Here is a 16,136-nt window from a genome sequence, read left to right as displayed (position 1 = left end):
AACAAGCCGGCACGGCAGCGGCCGCCCGCCGCTCACGCGCCGGCGGCAAACCGGCCGCGGATCCAGTCGGCGACCTGCCGGACGGCCGGCAGCCGGCCGCCCGGTCCCGGCACCAGCCAGTAGCCCCGCGGGCTCTCCAGCTCGGCGGGGTGGGCCCGCACCAGGGCGCCCGACTCGAGCAGCCCGTCGACCAGGCCGAGCCAGCCGAGCGCGACGCCCTGCCCGGCCAGCGCCGCCTGGATCACCAGCGTGTAGGTGTTGAGGCCGAGCCCCGGCCGGCCCGGCCGGCGTGTCACGCCGAGCTCGGCGAGCCAGGACTCCCAGTCGTACCAGCGCCGCTCGCCCGCGCCTTCCAGGTGCAACAGCGGCAGCTCGCCGAGGCGCTGGGGTGACTCGAAGGGCCCCTGCTCGGCCAGGAAGGCCGGGCTGCAGACCGCCGTCACCCGCTCCGCGATCAGCCGCTCGGCGCCGGCCCCGACCTCGTCGCGGCCGCCGAACAGCACCGCGAGGTCGGCGCCGCCGTCCGGCCCGCCCGCGAGCTCCTGCGACGCGACGATCTGCACCGCGATCCCGGGATGGGCGGCGCGGAAGCCGGCGACGCGCGGCATCAGCCAGAGCGCGGCGAAGGCGTAGTCGGTCGCCAGGCGCACGACCGGCGTCTCCGCCTGGACCGCGATCGCGGCGGTCGCCTGGTCGAGCCGCTCCAGGCTGTCGCGCACCGCCTCGTGCAGCGTGCGGCCGGCCGGCGACAGCGCGAGGCCGCGATGGCGGCGCTCGAACAGCGGCAGCCCGAGCCGCTCCTCCATCCGGCGGATGCGATAGCTCAGCGCCGGCTGGGTCATGCCCAGGGCCGCGGCCGCGTGGGACAGGTTCTCGTGGCGCGCCGCGGCGTCGAACAGCCGCAGGCAGCCGAGGTCGAGAGGGTCTCTGCTCATCAATCGATTTATAGCAGAGATACAGTCACAGCCTCTTCACATCCGGCGACCTTGCTGTCTTCCTGGGGCTTTCGGGATCTGCCCGAGAGGTCGAAAGAGTCGCTGCCATAAGCCTGCCTTGGCGATGTCCAGGCGCAGCCGGCGCAAACGAGGGGGGCCGCGAGCGATGACACGTCCGAACATCCTGATCCTGATGGTCGACCAGCTGACGGGCGTGCTGTTCGAGGACGGCCCTGCCGGCTTCCTGAAGACGCCGCACCTCGCGCGCCTCGCCGAGCGCTCGCTGCGCTTCTCGACCTGCTACACGGCGAGCCCGCTCTGCACGCCGGCGCGCGCCGCCTTCATGACCGGCCTGCTGCCCTCCGGCAACGGCGTCTACGACAACGCCGCCGAGCTCGCCTCCTCGCTGCCGACCTACGCCCACTACCTGCGCCGCGCCGGCTACCAGACCTGCCTGTCCGGCAAGATGCACTTCATCGGTGCCGACCAGCTGCACGGCTTCGAGGAGCGCCTGACCACGGACATCTATCCCGCCGACTTCGGCTGGACCCCGGACTACCGCAAGCCGGGCGAGCGGATCGACTGGTGGTACCACAACCTCGGCTCGGTGGTCGGCGCCGGAGTCGCGGAGATCACCAACCAGCTCGAGTTCGACGACGAGGTCGCCTACCAGGCCGAGCGCAAGCTCTACGACCTGGCGCGGCGCAGGGACGAGCGGCCCTGGAGCCTGACCGTGAGCTTCACCCATCCGCACGACCCCTATGTGGCGCGGCCGGAATACTGGGAGCTCTACGCGGACTGTCCGGGGGAGGCCTGGCCCCTGACGCCGCGCGTCGCGCCGATCCCCTACGAGGAGCTCGACCCGCACGGCCAGCGGATCTGGAAGGCCTGCGACCAGGGCGCCTTCGAGGTCACGCCGGAGCATGTCGCCCGGGCCCGGCGCGCCTACTTCGCCAGCCTCTCCTACCTGGACGCCCAGATCGGCCGCCTGCTCGGCGTGCTCGAGCGCTCCGGCATGGCCGAGGACACGGCGATCGTGTTCCTGGCCGATCACGGCGACATGCTCGGCGAGCGCGGCCTCTGGTACAAGATGAGCTTCCACGAAGGCTCGGCGCGGATTCCGCTGATGATCGCCGCGCCCGGCCTGACGCCGGGGCGGATCGATGCACCGGTCTCGCAGCTCGACCTGCTGCCGACCCTGGCGGCCCTCGGCGGAGTCGAGCCGGACTCGCTGCTGCCGGTCGACGGCGAGAGCCTGCTGCCGCTCGCCGGCGGCGCCGGCCGGACCAGCCCGGTGCTGATGGAGTATGCGGCCGAAGGCTCCTGGGCGCCGCTGGTCTCGATCCGCGACGGCCGCTGGAAGTTCAACGCCTGCGAGCTCGATCCGCCGCAGCTCTTCGACCTGGAGAACGATCCCGACGAGTTGGAGAACCTCGCCGGCCGGCCCGAGCAGGCCGAGCGCGTCGCCGCCTTCCAGGCGCGGGTCGCGGCGCGCTGGGACCTCCGGGCCTTTGACGCCGCGGTGCGCGCCAGCCAGGCCCGGCGCTGGGTCGTCTACGAGGCGCTGCGTCAGGGCCGCTACACGCCCTGGGACTTCCAGCCCCTGCAGGACGCCAGCGAGCGCTTCATGCGCAACCACATGGACCTGAACGTCGTCGAGGACCGCCAGCGGGTCGCGGCTTCGCTGCGCCCTTCGACAAGCTCAGGGTGAGGCGAAGGGGAGACTGGGGAGCCGCAGGCTGCCCTTCGCCTCATGGTGAGCCTGTCGAACCACGAAGCAAGGCCGGCACGGGCCGTCACGCCTCGCGGAGTGCCCGCAGCACGGCGATCAGCTTGCGGTCGCGCTCGCGGATCAGGTCGGCGGCGCTGCGGCCGCCCGCCTCTTCCTCGCAGCCCTCGACGATGGTGTCGCGCAGCGCGCCCTCGACCTTGGGCGGCACCAGGCGGGTCCAGGCCGGGTCCATCGAGCCCGGCGGCCAGTGGTCGAGCATGTGGCCCATGCCGCCCTCGCCGCCGGCCAGGTGGAAGGTCAGGAAGGGCCCCATGAAGGCCCAGCGCAGGCCGGGCCCGGCGGTCAGCGCCAGGTCGATCTCCTCGACCGTCGCCTCGCCGGCCGCGACCATGTGCAGCGCCTCGTACCAGAGCGCTTCCTGCAGGCGGTTGGCGATGAAGCCCGGCACCTCGCGGCTCATCTTGACCGCGGTCTTGCCGGCGGCCTCGTAGAAGGCGGTCGCCCAGTCCACGGCGTCCTGCGCGGTCTTCTCGCCGCCGACCACCTCGACCAGCGGCACCAGGTAGGGCGGATTGAAGGGATGGCCGACGACCAGGCGCTCGGGCCGGGCCGCCTTGACCTGCATCTCGGTCATGCCGAAGCCCGAGGTCGAGGAGGCGATCACGGCCTCCGGCGCGGCCGCGGCGTCGATCTCGGCCAGCAGGTCGACCTTGAGCGCCAGGCGGTCCGGCGCGCTTTCCTGCACGAAGGCGGCGCCGGCAACGGCCCCGGCCAGCGTCGGCTCGAAGGAGAGGTTGGCCCGGCTGGCGCCCGGCGCCAGGCCGAGCGCCTCGAGTGCCGGCCAGGCCGCCTCGACCAGGCGGTTCATGCGGGCCTCGCCGTCGGGCGCCGGATCCCAGGCCGTGACCCGGTAGCCGCGCGCCAGGAAATGCGCCACCCAGCCGCTGCCGATCACGCCCGCGCCGATGCAGGCGACCCGATCGACGGAGCCCGGTTCGACTCGCGCCATGTGCTTGCCTCGTGAAGAAGGGGTTGCCGCTCCCGCACGCCGTTCGACGGGCGTGCGACTCCGCGGATCTCTGCCGGCGGGCGCCGCTCAGGGCAGGTCGGGCGCCGCCGTCGTGGTGGGCGGTGAGAGACTCGAACTCCCGACATCCTCGGTGTAAACGAGGCGCTCTACCAGCTGAGCTAACCGCCCATAAAAAACGACCGGCCGCCCGCAGAATCCCGCGAGCGGCCGGCCGGTTCGTCCGATGGCGCGGCCGGTGTTAGTTGACCGCGTCCTTCAAGCCCTTGCCGGCCTTGAACTTCGGCTGCTTCGACGCGGCGATCTTGATCTTCTCGCCGGTCCGCGGGTTGCGGCCCTCGGAGGCGGCACGCGTCGCGACGGCGAAAGTCCCGAAGCCAACCAGCCGGACCTCCTCACCCTTCGCGAGAGCCGCGGAGATAGCGTCGAATACGGCGTCCACCGCCTTGGCCGCATCGGCCTTCGAAAGATCGGCGCTATCGGCAACCGTGGCCACGAGATCGTTCTTGTTCACCGTTGAACCCCCCTTCTCTGTAGGGAAATCGTTGTCTTAGGAACATTCCAGCGGAAGAGGCTTGGAGTGTAAGCGCGCGTTTTGAGTCCCGTCAATGTGCAAAGCCGCACTTTTCAAGGGATTCGAGGGGCCCGAAGGCCCCTCGAAAGCGTCTCGAATTGTCCGCGATCCTGCCCGCGATCAGTGCGTCAGAACGTCCGGCCTGTCGCCCTGGTTGTCCTTTTTCAAGGACTCGACGGGGGCCTCCTCCGGCTCGCTCCACTCGATCGGAGTCGGCGCCGCCGTCAGGGTGTGCCGGAGCACTTCGTCGACCGTGCGGCAGGGGATGATCTCCAGCCCCTTCTTGACGTTGTCCGGGACGTCGGCGAGGTCCTTCTCGTTCTCCTCGGGGATCACGACCTTCTTGATGTTGCCGCGCAGCGCGGCGAGCAGCTTCTCCTTGAGGCCGCCGATCGGCAGGACCCGGCCGCGCAGCGTGACCTCGCCGGTCATCGCGACGTCCGGATGCACCGGGATGCCGGTCAGGGTCGAGACGATCGCCGTCACCATGGCGATGCCGGCCGAGGGGCCGTCCTTCGGAGTCGCGCCCTCGGGCACGTGGACGTGGATGTCCTTCTTCTCGAAGATCGTCGGCTTGATGCCGTACTCGAGCGCCCGGCTCTTGACGTAGGACTCGGCCGCCTGGATCGACTCCTTCATGACGTCGCCCAGCTTGCCGGTCGCCACGACCTTGCCCTTGCCGCGCACGGTCACCGCCTCGATCGACAGCAGCTCGCCGCCGACCTCGGTCCAGGCCAGGCCCGTCGAGACGCCGACCTGGGGCTCCTGCTCCGCCTCGCCGTAGCGATAGCGGCGCACGCCGGCGAACTTCTCCAGGTTGCGCCGGGTCAGGTTGACCTTGTCGGCCTTGCTCATGCCGATTTCCTTGACCGCCTTGCGCAGCAGCCCGGCCAGCTCGCGCTCGAGGTTCCGGACACCGGCCTCGCGCGTGTAGTAGCGGATCACGTCGCGCAGGGCGTCGTCGGAGATCGACCACTCGCCCTTCTTCATGCCGTGCTCCTTGACCTGCTTGGGCAGCAGGTGGCGCTTGGCGATCTCGACCTTCTCGTCCTCGGTGTAGCCGGGGATGCGGATCGTCTCCATGCGGTCGAGCAGCGGCTGCGGCATGCGCAGCGTGTTCGCCGTGGTGATGAACATCACGTCCGACAGGTCGTAGTCGACCTCGAGGTAGTGGTCGTTGAAGGAGTTGTTCTGCTCCGGATCGAGCACCTCGAGCAGCGCCGAGGAGGGGTCGCCGCGCCAGTCGGCGCCGAGCTTGTCGATCTCGTCGAGCAGGAACAGCGGGTTCGACGACTTGGCCTTCTTCATGCCCTGGATGACCTTGCCCGGCATCGAGCCGATGTAGGTCCTCCGGTGGCCGCGGACCTCGGCCTCGTCACGCACGCCGCCCAGGCTCATGCGCACGAAGTTGCGCCCCGTGGACTTGGCGATCGACTTGCCCAGCGAGGTCTTGCCGACGCCCGGCGGGCCGACCAGGCAGAGGATCGGGCCCTTGACCTTGCGCATGCGCTGCTGCACCGCGAGGTACTCCAGGATGCGCTCCTTGACCTTCTCCAGGCCGTAGTGGTCGGCATCCAGGGTCTTCTCGGCGAGCTTCAGGTCGATGCGCGCGCGGGTCCGCTTCTTCCAGGGGATCGAGAGCAGCCAGTCGAGGTAGTTGCGCACCACCGTCGCCTCGGCCGACATCGGGCTCATCGAGCGCAGCTTCTTGACCTCGGCGCTGGCCTTCTCGCGGGCTTCCTTGGACAGCTTGGTCTTGCGGATCTTCTCCTCGATCTCGGCGACCTCGTCGCGGCCGTCCTCGGTCTCGCCCAGCTCCTTCTGGATCGCCTTCAACTGCTCGTTGAGATAGTACTCCCGCTGGGTCTTCTCCATCTGGCGCTTCACGCGGTTGCGGATGCGCTTCTCGACCTGCAGGACGCCGATCTCGCCCTCCATGAAGCCGTAGACCTTCTCCAGGCGCTCCGGCACCGAGACGGTCTCGAGCAGCTCCTGCTTCTCGGGGATCTTCAGCGACAGGTGCGAGGCGACGGTGTCGGCGAGCTTGCTCGGCTCCTCGATCTGGTTGATCGAGACCAGCACCTCGGGCGGGATCTTCTTGTTGAGCTTGATGTACTGCTCGAACTGCGAGACCACCGTGCGGGCCAGGGCGTCGATCTCGCCCTCCTCGGTGCCGTGGTCGTCGGCCAGGTCGGCATAGGCCTCGAAGAAGTCCGGGTTCTCCGTGAACTTCTGGATGCGCGCGCGCTGGCCGCCCTCGACCAGCACCTTGACCGTGCCGTCGGGCAGCTTGAGCAGCTGCAGGACCGTGCCGACCGTGCCGACGGCATAGATGTCGCCGGGATTCGGGTCGTCCTGCGCGGCGTTCTTCTGGGTGACCAGCAGGATCTGCTTGTCGTCCTTCATGACGTCCTCGAGGGCGCGCACGGACTTCTCGCGGCCCACGAACAGCGGCACGATCATGTGCGGGAAGACGACGATGTCCCGCAGCGGCAGGACCGGGAAGAGATTGCCTTGAGGAAGATCGAGCATTGCTTCTCTTTCGGGTTGTCCGCGCCCCTGGGATAGGCGGCGCCGGGCAGGCGACGGTCCGCGTGGCGCGGCCCCGTGCGCACAATGTTCTATCTTGGCCGCGGGGGGCGGCCCTTCAAGTCCGATCGCCGGAGCGGTCGCCCTCCGGCCGAGGCGCCGTGCTCCGCAGAGCCCGGGCCGGCTGCCCGAAGCGGCCGCGCGTCAGGCGCTGGTACCGACGTCGCCGCGCCGGTCGGAGTAGATGAACAGCGGCTTGCCGCGTCCCTCGACCACGTCGCGGTTGATGACGATCTCCTCGACCCCGTCGAGGCCCGGCAGGTCGAACATCGGCTCGAGCAGGATGCCCTCCATGATCGAGCGCAGGCCGCGCGCGCCGGTCTTGCGCTTGATCGCCTTCTCGGCGATCGCCTTGAGGGCGTCCTCGGTCAGCTCGAGGCTGATGTCCTCCATCTCGAAGAGCCGCTGGTACTGCTTGACAAGGGCGTTCTTCGGCTTGGTCAGGATCTCGATCAGCGCCGCGTCGTCCAGGTCCTCGAGGGTCGCGACGACCGGCAGGCGGCCGACGAACTCGGGGATCAGCCCGAACTTCAGCAGGTCCTCGGGCTCGACCTCGCGCAGGATCTCGCCGGTCTGGCGCTCCTCGGGCCCGCGCACGTCGGCACCGAAGCCGATCGCCGAGCCCTTGCCGCGGTGGGCGATGATCTTCTCGAGGCCGGCGAAGGCGCCGCCGCAGATGAACAGGATGTTGGTCGTGTCGACCTGCAGGAACTCCTGCTGCGGATGCTTGCGTCCGCCCTGGGGCGGCACGGAGGCGACGGTGCCCTCCATGATCTTCAGCAGCGCCTGCTGCACGCCCTCGCCCGAGACGTCCCGGGTGATCGAGGGGTTGTCGGACTTGCGGCTGATCTTGTCGACCTCGTCGATGTAGACGATGCCGCGCTGCGCGCGCTCGACGTTGTAGTCGGCCGACTGCAGTAGCTTCAGGATGATGTTCTCGACGTCCTCGCCGACGTAGCCGGCCTCGGTCAGGGTCGTCGCGTCGGCCATCGTGAAGGGCACGTCGAGGATGCGCGCCAGGGTCTGGGCCAGCAGCGTCTTGCCGCAGCCGGTCGGGCCGATCAGCAGGATGTTCGACTTGGCCAGCTCGACGTCGTTGTGCTTCGCGCCGTGCGCGAGTCTCTTGTAATGGTTGTGGACGGCAACAGAGAGCACCCGCTTCGCATGGCTCTGGCCGATGACGTAGTCGTCGAGGACCGCGCAGATGTCGCGGGGCGTCGGCACCCCGTCGCGCGACTTGACGAGCGTCGTCTTATGCTCCTCACGGATGATGTCCATGCAGAGCTCGACGCATTCATCGCAGATGAACACGGTCGGGCCCGCGATGAGCTTCCGCACCTCGTGCTGGCTCTTGCCGCAGAAGGAGCAGTACAGCGTGTTCTTGGAGTCGCTGCCGCCGGGTTTCGTCATGACCGTTCGTCTCGCACCCTTACTAGCGACGTCATGTTAGACAGGCGCCGCCGTGCCACACAACGGCAAAAAATCCTGCTTGCGACGTCCCGTCGCCGGAACGTGCAAGCCCGGAAGTCTTGCCCTTCAACATTCAATAAAGGCTTAAATCGCCGGTTTTCATCCCCAGGCGCGCGCATTCCTGCCCGCCGGGGACGGCCGGTCCGGCCGCAGGCGCCCTGCCCTAGGATGACGTCTTCTCGCCGCCGCCGTCCTTGGCATCGGCCTCCCCGGCCTCGCCGAGGCCCTTCGGGCGCTTCGCCACGACCTCGTCGATCAGGCCGAAATCCTTGGCCTCGCCGGCGCTCATGAAGCGGTCGCGCTCCATGATGCCCTCGACGTCGGCGATCGTGCGGCCGGTGTGCTCGGCATAGAGCTCGTTGAGCCGCGCGCGCACCGCCAGGATCTCGCGGGCGTGGATCTCGATATCGGTCGCCTGGCCCTGGAAGCCGCCGGACGGCTGGTGGGTCATGATCTTGGCGTTGGGCAGCGAGTAGCGCTTGCCCTTGGCGCCGGCCATCAGCAGCAGCGAGCCGGCCGAGGCGGCGAGACCGACGCAGACGGTCGAGACGTCCGGCTTGATGTACTGCATCGTGTCGTAGATCGCGAGGCCGGCCGAGACCGAGCCGCCCGGCGAGTTGATGTAGAAGGCGATGTCCTTGTTCGGATTGTCCGATTCCAGGAACAGCAGCTGGGCGCAGATCAGGCTGGCCACGTGGTCGTTGATCGGCCCGGTCAGGAAGATGATCCTTTCCTTCAGGAGCCGGGAGTAGATGTCGTAGGCACGCTCGCCGCGGTTGGTCTGCTCGACCACCATCGGCACGAGCGTGTTCATCTGGATGTCGTGGCTCATGCTCGCCCTTGTCTGCCCCGTTTGGTTCGCTGGACGGCCCGGACGGTCGTCCGGGCCGGAAGCTCTTCCTTCTAGCTAGGCCGTCGCGGGGCTCCGCTCAAGCCTCCGAGGACTCGTCGGCGTCCCCGGCCTTGGCGGCCTTCGGCTTGGCCTTGCTCTTGGCCTTGGCCGGCGCCTTCTTGGCCTTGCCCTCGGCCTTCTCGCCGCCCTCCGAGGCCGACTCGTCGCCGGCCTCGGCCTCGAGCTCCTTCTGCAGCTCGTCGGGCGTCAGCTTGCGCTCGGCGACCTTGGCCAGCGCCAGGATGAAGTCGATGGTCTTGTCCTCGAACACCGGCCCGCGCAGGTTGCCGATCGCCTCGGGGTTCTTCTGGAAGAACTCGATGACCTCGCGCTCGCGGCCGGGATAGCGCTGGGCTTCCTGGAACAGCGCCTTGTTGAGCTCGTCCTGGGTGACCTCGATGCCGTTCTTCTGGCCGACGTCGGAGAGCAGCAGGCCGAGGCGCACGCGCCGCTCGGCGATCGTGCGGTACTCCTGCTTCAGGGTCTCCTCGTCCTTGCCCTCGTCGTCGGGGTCGCTGCGCCCGGCCTCGCGGTCCGCCTCGATCTGGCGCCAGATCGCCTCGAACTCCTGCTCGACCATGCCCGGCGGCACCGGGAAGTCGTGGCCCTCGGCCAGCTTGTCGAGCAGCTCGCGCTTGACCTTGGAGCGGGCGATGCCCTCGAACTCCTGGCCGAGCTGCTCCGCGACCTTCTTGCGCAGGTCCTCGAGGTTCTCGGCGCCGTAGTTCTTCGCCATCTCGTCGTCGATCGGCGTCGACTCGGTCGCCAGGATGTCCTTCACCGTGACCTCGAAGACGGCTTCCTTGCCGGACAGCTCGTCGTTCGCATAGCCCTCGGGGAAGGTCACGGTCACGGTCCGCTCGTCGCCCTTGCCGGCGCCGATCAGCTGGTCCTCGAAGCCGGCGATGAACTGGTTGGAGCCGAGCTGCAGGTGGTGGTCCTGGCCCTCCATGCCCGGGAAGGCCACGCCGCCGACCGTGCCCTTGAAGTCGATCACCAGGACGTCGCCGCTCTCCGCCGGCCGCTCGCTCTCCAGCGGCTTGGTGGTGCGCTGGTTCTCGGCCAGGCGCTCCAGCGCCTTGTCGACCTCCTCGGCCGGGACCTCGACCTTGACCCGCTCGAGCTCGAGGGTCGAGAAGTCCATCGGCGCGATCTCGGGCATCAGCTCGACCGTGAGCTTGTACTCGAGGTCCTCGCCCTTCTCGAACTTGGTGACCTCGATCTGCGGCTGCATCGCCGGGGTCAGGCCGCGCTCGTTGATGGCCTGCTGCGAGGCGTCGTTGACCGCCTGCTGCAGCACCTCGCCGAGCACGGCGTCGCCGTAGCGCTGCTTGAGCACGGAGCTCGGCACCTTGCCGGGCCGGAAGCCCGGGATCTGAGCGGTCTTGGCGACCTCGGCCAGGCGCGCCTGGACCTTGTCCTCGATCTCGGCGGCGGCGAGGGTCACGGTGAATTCGCGCTTCAGGCCCTCGTTGAGGGTCTCGTTAACCTGCATGGGGACGCTTGCCCTTTCGTCTCGGCTGTCGGCTGTAGTCAGTGGGTCGGCACTCGCACCGGCCTTCGGTCGTCGGCGCAGGCGTCCGGTCCGCCGTCGGGCCGCCGCTCGCCCGCCGGCCGACCCGGCACCCCGGATCGCTGGCCCGGAATCCGGTGCCCCCGGAACCCGGTGCCGTGGTGCGGGCGGAGGGACTTGAACCCCCACGACACGAGGTCACAGGAACCTAAATCCTGCGCGTCTACCAGTTCCGCCACGCCCGCCCGCGGCGCAGCCCCGGAGCCGCGAGACGCCTCGACGCCTCCCGTCCGGTGCGAGCCGCGGTCTATAGCATAGGAAATCCGGCCGTCAAAGGCAGCGGGACCGCCGCTTCCGCGGCGGCTCGCCCAGCGGCGTCCGCGGTCGCGTCCCCCTGCCCGCCCCGGCGGCGTCAGCGGCAGCGCGCCACCAGCCCGGCCGCGCAGGCGTCGAGGATCGCCTCGGCGTCGATCCTGTAGTGCCGGTGCAGGTCGGGGACGTCGCCGGACTGGCCGAAGTGCTCGACGCCGAGCGCCTGGACGCGGTGGCCGCGCACGCTGCCCAGCCAGCCGAGCGTCGCCGGATGGCCGTCGAGCACCGTGACCAGGACGGCGTCCGCGGCGAGCGGCGCCAGCAGCTGCTCGACGTGGCTCTCGGCGCGCGGGTGGCCCTGCTGGCGCGCCTGCAGCGAGGCCGACCACTCGGCGTTGAGCCGGTCCGCCGAGGTCACCGCCAGCAGGCCGGCGCCGGGCAGCTCCTCGGCCAGCTGCTCCCAGGCGTCCAGCGCCTGGCCGGCGACCGCGCCGCTGTAGACGATGGCCAGCTCGCAGCCCTCGGCCGGCGGCTTCAGCCAGTAGCCGCCGGTGATGATCCGCGCCGAGAGCTCGGCGTCGAGGCTGCGCTGCGGCTGGGCCAGCGGCAGGGTCGAGAGCCGCAGGTAGACCGAGCCGCCCTTGGAGTCGCGCAGCCAGTCCGTGCCCGGCAGCGCGTCGTGGCCGGGATGGGCCTCGTCGCGCTGCAGGTAGTCGAAGGACCAGCGCAGGATCGCCGCCAGCTCGTCGACGTAGGCCGGCTCGAAGGAGGCCAGGCCGTCCTGGGCCATGCCGATCAGCGGCGTCGCGATCGACTGGTGGGCGCCGCCCTCCGGCGCCAGCGTGATGCCCGAGGGGGTCGCCACGACGATGAAGCGGGCGTCCTGGTAGCAGGCGTAGTTCAGGGCATCGAGGCCGCGCTGGATGAAGGGATCGTAGAGCGTGCCGATCGGCAGCAGCCGCGTGCCGAACAGCGTGTGGCCGAGGCCGAGCGCCGCCAGCAGGGTGAAGAGGTTGTTCTCGGCGATGCCGAGCTCGATGTGCTGGCCGTCCGGCGACATCGACCAGCGCTGCGCCGAGACCACCTTCTCTTCGCGGAACACGTCCTCGCGCGGCCGGCGGTCGAAGATGCCGCGGCGGTTGACCCAGCCGCCGAGGTTGGTCGAGACCGTCACGTCCGGCGAGGTCGTGACCAGCCGGCTCGCCAGCGGCGTGTCCTCGCGCGCCAGCTCGGCCAGGATCTTGCCGAAGCCCTCCTGGGTCGACATCGTCCCGCCGGCGGGCACCGGGAAGTCGGCCGGCAGCGGCACCGGCTCGGCCTTGTGGCGACGCCGGCCCTCGGCGTTGAAGGGCACGCTGTCCAGGAAGGCGCGCAGCTCCTCGGCCGGCAGGTCGAGGCCGGTGAAGGGCTCCCACTCCTCGCCGTCGCCGATCCGGTTGCGGCGCCTGAACTCGGCCATCTGCTCGACGTTCATCAGGCCGGCGTGGTTGTCCTTGTGGCCGGCGAACGGCAGGCCGAAGCCCTTGATCGTATAGGCGATGAAGCAGGTCGGCCGGTCGTCGTCGATCGACTCGAAGGCCTCCAGCACCGCCTCCAGGTCGTGGCCGGCGAGATTGGTCATCAGCGCTTCGAGCTCGGCATCGCCGGTGCGCTCGAGCAGCGCGCGGATGCCCGGCTCCCCGCCGAGGTCGGCCAGCAGGTGGCGGCGCCAGGCGGCGGCGCCGGAGAACACCAGGGCCGAGTAGAGCGAGTTCGGGCAGTCGTCGATCCAGCGCCGCAGCGCCTCGCCGCCCGGCTCGGCGAAGGCGGCCTGCAGCTTCTTGCCGTACTTCAGCGCGACGACGCGCCAGCCCATGGAGTCGAACAGCTTGTCGATCTGGCCAAACAGGCGGTCGGTGACCACCGAATCGAGGCTCTGGCGGTTGTAGTCGATGACCCACCAGACGTTGCGCAGGTCGTGCTTCCAGCCCTCGAGCAGCGCCTCGTAGACGTTGCCCTCGTCGAGCTCGGCGTCGCCGACCAGCGCGACCATGCGGCCCGGCCGCCGGCCTTCGGGCAGCAGGCCCTTCAGCTCGACGTAGTCCTGCACCAGGCTGGCGAAGGAGGTCATGGCGACGCCGAGGCCGACCGAGCCGGTCGAGAAGTCGACGTCGTCGGCGTCCTTGGTGCGCGAGGGATAGGACTGGGCGCCGCCGAGGGCGCGGAAGCCCTCCAGCTTGTCGCGGCTCTGGTTGCCCAGCAGGTACTGGATGGCGTGGAACACCGGGCTGGCGTGCGGCTTGACCGCGACCCGGTCCTCCGGCCTGAGGACGTGGAAATAGAGCGCGGTCATCAGCGTCGCCAGCGAGGCCGAGGAGGCCTGGTGGCCGCCGACCTTGAGGCCGTCGCGGCTGGGCCGCAGGTGGTTGGCGTTGTGGATCGTCCAGCTCGACAGCCAGAGCACCTTGCGCTGCAGTTCCTCGAGGCAGCGCAGTCGATGCCTGCGCGCGGTCTCGGCCGCCTCGGCCCGCGTCGCCCTCGCCGTGCTCATCCGGCCATCCTCCAGCCCGTGATCCCAGGAGCCGCCTTTATAGGCGCGCGGCGCGCCCCTGCGCAAAGCCGCGCTGGCGGACGGCGGCACAGGGCGGCCGTGCGGCGCGCGAAGGTCTCGAGGGCAGAGGTGTCGTCGGCTCGGGCCCGGGCAGCTCCGCCGGGGGACCGCTCAGCGCACCCGCTCGCGGAAGCGCTCCCGGAAGGAGTTCAGGGCCAGGATCCGCGGCCCGCCCGGCACGCCCAGCTCGTTGCGCCGCAGCGACAGCTCGAAGCGGACGTGCGGGATGTTGTTGCTGTCGGCGTAGATCGAGATGATTCGGGCGAGCTCTTCGACCGGCCCGCCGTTCTTGTGCCGGAAGGTGTCGCCGGAGCGGATGTATTCCAGCTTGCCGCCGCGCCTGAAGATCAGGTTGCTGCGCTCGCGCCGCGGGCTCGCCGAATCGGCCTTGCTTTTCAAGGTGATGACCATCCCCAAGGCACCCCCACAGGCCTTAAGTGACGGTCAAGGGATACGCCCTGGATGGCGGAGATTCAACTTAATTTCAAATGTGAACGAAATATGGCGAATCAAATTTCGGGGGGACGTCGTCGGGCTCGGCGATCGTGCCCTGCGACCGGTCGCCGGTCAGGCCGCTCCGACCGGTTCCTGGTAGCGGTCGATGAAGCTCTCGAGGTTCAGGGTACGCCGGTAGTCGTAGCGCAGCGCCTCGCTGCGCTCGATGGTCAGCTCGTAGCTGACGTGGCTGATGCCCATCGGATCAGCGACGACGGCAAGGACCCGCGCGGTCTCCAGCATCCCGTTCTGGACCCGCGCGCGGAAGACCAGGCCTTCGCGGACTTCGACGCGGCGGCGCTGCCAGGGTGTGGCAAGCCTCTCGATTACGCTCACGGCTTTCGCTCCTTACGCACATGAACGAGGCCGACAGAAACCATCGGCACGATAGAATTTGCTCCTACAACTGTTGCGTTTTAGTTAAGAAAATGCCGCTCCGCGAAGCACTTGCGAGATTCTTTCCGGAAGATCCTGGGAAATCATCCCGGCACCGGCCAGGGCCGCGGCCTCGCCCTGCAGCCAGGCGCCCGCGGCGGCGGCCTCGAAGGCCGGCATGCCCTGGGCCAGGAGTCCGCCGATCGTGCCGGCCAGCACGTCGCCAGTGCCGGCCGTCGCCAGGGCCGGCGGCGCATTGACGGTGATCGCGGCACGGCCGTCGGGCGCCGCGACGACGCCGTCCGCGCCCTTCAGCAGCACGACGCAGCCCGAGCGCTCGGCGGCGCGGCGCGCCCGGACCAGGCGATCGCCCTCGAGGTCGGGGAAGAGGCGCCGGAACTCGCCGTCGTGCGGCGTCAGCACGACCGGCCCGCGCACGGCGCGGAACAGGGCGTGGCCGCGTCCCTCGGCGGCGGTGACGGCGTCGGCGTCGAGCACGGTGGCGCGACCGGTGGCCAGGGCCGCATGGGCCAGCTGCCAGGCCGTGTCGCCGCGCCCGAGGCCCGGCCCGACGACCAGGGCGTTGAGGCGCTCGTCCTCGATCAGCGCTTCCCAGGCCGCGGGTTCGGCGCAGTCGCGCACGATCAGGCTGGGCGAGGCCAGGGCGTAGATCACCCGGTCCTCGGGCCGGGCGGCGATCGAGACCAGCCCCGCGCCGACGCGCAGCGCCGCGAGGGCGGCCAGCCGCGCGGCCCCGGTCATCGGCCCGCCGGCGACGACGGCGTGCCCGTAGTCGTACTTGTGGCTCTCCGGCCGCCGGCGCGGGAAGGCAGACCGCCAGAGCGCCGGCCCGTTCTGCCAGGCCTTCAGGGCGAGCTCGGGCAGCACCGAGTCCGGAATGCCGATGTCGGCGAGCCGGATCTCGCCGCAGAGGCGCCGGCCCGGGTAGAGCAGGTGCCCGGGCTTCTTGCGGAAGAAGGTGACGGTGAGCGCCGCCTCGGCGGCCAGCGGACCGAGCGGCGCCCCGGTGTCGCCGCTGAGCCCGCTCGGCACGTCCACGGCGACAAGCGGCACCGCCGCCGCGTTGGCCGCCTCGACCGTCGCGGCCGCCGCGCCCTCGAGGGGGCGCGACAGGCCGGCGCCGAACAGTGCGTCGACGATCAGCTCGGCTCCCGCCAGGCCGGCCGGTGCCAGCGCTTCGACCGGCCCCTCCCAGAGCGCGGCATGGTGCGCGGCATCGCCCGTCAGGCCGTCGCCCGTGCCGAGCAGCGCCAGGCGCACCGGCCAGCCGGCCGCCTGGAGCCGCCGCGCAGCCACGAAGCCGTCGCCGCCGTTGTTGCCGGGGCCGCAGAGCACCAGGGTCGGACGCGCCGACCAGCGCGCGCGGATCGCCAGCTCGACCGCCCTGCCCGCCTGCTCCATCAGCTCGGTGCCGGCGACGCCGCGCGCCATCGCCGCCCGGTCGGCCGCCGCCATCTCGGCGACCGACAGCAGCAGCGCCTCCGGCGCGACCGGCGCCGCCCCCTTCGCCTCCTCGATCACGGCCTCGTCTCCGGCATCACGGCTCTCCCATCCGGCGCTCATCCGTCTGCGGCCGGGAGCGGTCTCGCCCGATCGGCCGCGGCGACTCCA

Annotated in this window: 12 protein-coding genes and 2 tRNA genes; 1 reads left to right on the top strand and 13 read right to left on the bottom strand. The window is 70.2% G+C overall.

All coding sequences use genetic code 11. The annotated features are described in order from the left end of the window. Window positions 1–32: 32 nt before the first annotated feature. On the bottom strand, window positions 33–935 hold the full coding sequence (locus B9O00_RS12375; RefSeq protein ID WP_085122992.1) for a choline sulfate utilization transcriptional regulator: 903 nt from the start codon (window positions 933–935) through the stop codon (window positions 33–35). A 166-nt stretch (window positions 936–1,101) separates the two neighbouring features. Here B9O00_RS12375 and betC point away from each other — a divergent pair, with 166 nt between their 5' ends. Next, window positions 1,102–2,646 carry a choline-sulfatase gene (gene betC / locus B9O00_RS12370; protein WP_085122991.1) on the top strand — a complete coding sequence of 515 codons (1,545 nt, stop codon included), beginning with the start codon at window positions 1,102–1,104 and terminating at the stop codon, window positions 2,644–2,646. 85 nt (window positions 2,647–2,731) lie between these two features. Here the strand turns inward: betC and B9O00_RS12365 are convergent, their stop codons facing one another. The 12 genes from B9O00_RS12365 to B9O00_RS12310 all read right to left on the bottom strand — a co-directional run bounded on the left by B9O00_RS12365 (window position 2,732) and on the right by B9O00_RS12310 (window position 16,046). Next, window positions 2,732–3,676, bottom strand: coding sequence for a 3-hydroxyacyl-CoA dehydrogenase NAD-binding domain-containing protein (locus tag B9O00_RS12365; protein ID WP_085122990.1), 945 nt, complete (start codon window positions 3,674–3,676; stop codon window positions 2,732–2,734). Window positions 3,677–3,789: 113 nt separating this feature from the next. After that, window positions 3,790–3,865 (bottom strand) — tRNA-Val (locus B9O00_RS12360). Window positions 3,866–3,935: 70 nt separating this feature from the next. Further along, window positions 3,936–4,208: an HU family DNA-binding protein gene (locus B9O00_RS12355; RefSeq protein ID WP_085122989.1), complete on the bottom strand. Its 273-nt coding sequence runs from the start codon at window positions 4,206–4,208 to the stop codon at window positions 3,936–3,938. Between the two features lie 180 nt (window positions 4,209–4,388). Then, complete coding sequence (lon, locus tag B9O00_RS12350) at window positions 4,389–6,800, bottom strand: endopeptidase La (RefSeq protein ID WP_085122988.1); 2,412 nt, start codon at window positions 6,798–6,800, stop codon at window positions 4,389–4,391. 201 nt (window positions 6,801–7,001) lie between these two features. Then, a complete protein-coding gene (clpX, locus tag B9O00_RS12345) occupies window positions 7,002–8,267 on the bottom strand; it encodes an ATP-dependent Clp protease ATP-binding subunit ClpX (protein ID WP_085122987.1) in 1,266 nt (421 codons plus the stop codon). Window positions 8,268–8,490: 223 nt separating this feature from the next. Then, window positions 8,491–9,159: an ATP-dependent Clp endopeptidase proteolytic subunit ClpP gene (gene clpP, locus B9O00_RS12340; RefSeq protein WP_085122986.1), complete on the bottom strand. Its 669-nt coding sequence runs from the start codon at window positions 9,157–9,159 to the stop codon at window positions 8,491–8,493. Between the two features lie 97 nt (window positions 9,160–9,256). Beyond that, the gene (tig, locus tag B9O00_RS12335) at window positions 9,257–10,714 is read right to left on the bottom strand and encodes a trigger factor (protein WP_085122985.1); all 1,458 of its coding nucleotides are present in this window, start codon (window positions 10,712–10,714) and stop codon (window positions 9,257–9,259) included. A gap of 177 nt (window positions 10,715–10,891) precedes the next feature. Beyond that, window positions 10,892–10,977: transfer RNA gene (locus B9O00_RS12330), tRNA-Leu, on the bottom strand. Between the two features lie 167 nt (window positions 10,978–11,144). After that, the gene (locus B9O00_RS12325; protein ID WP_085122984.1) at window positions 11,145–13,574 is read right to left on the bottom strand and encodes a thiamine pyrophosphate-binding protein; all 2,430 of its coding nucleotides are present in this window, start codon (window positions 13,572–13,574) and stop codon (window positions 11,145–11,147) included. 171 nt (window positions 13,575–13,745) lie between these two features. Next, the gene (locus B9O00_RS12320) at window positions 13,746–14,033 is read right to left on the bottom strand and encodes a hypothetical protein (RefSeq protein WP_143596214.1); all 288 of its coding nucleotides are present in this window, start codon (window positions 14,031–14,033) and stop codon (window positions 13,746–13,748) included. Window positions 14,034–14,201: 168 nt separating this feature from the next. Then, window positions 14,202–14,465: a hypothetical protein gene (locus tag B9O00_RS12315; RefSeq protein ID WP_085122982.1), complete on the bottom strand. Its 264-nt coding sequence runs from the start codon at window positions 14,463–14,465 to the stop codon at window positions 14,202–14,204. A gap of 84 nt (window positions 14,466–14,549) precedes the next feature. Beyond that, a complete protein-coding gene (locus tag B9O00_RS12310; protein ID WP_322111193.1) occupies window positions 14,550–16,046 on the bottom strand; it encodes an NAD(P)H-hydrate dehydratase in 1,497 nt (498 codons plus the stop codon). Window positions 16,047–16,136 lie beyond the last annotated feature (90 nt).

This window comes from Tistlia consotensis USBA 355 (assembly GCF_900177295.1).
Classification (GTDB): domain Bacteria; phylum Pseudomonadota; class Alphaproteobacteria; order Kiloniellales; family DSM-21159; genus Tistlia; species Tistlia consotensis.
Note: the sequence above shows the minus strand (reverse complement) of the source record. Positions and strands in the feature narration are given on the sequence as shown.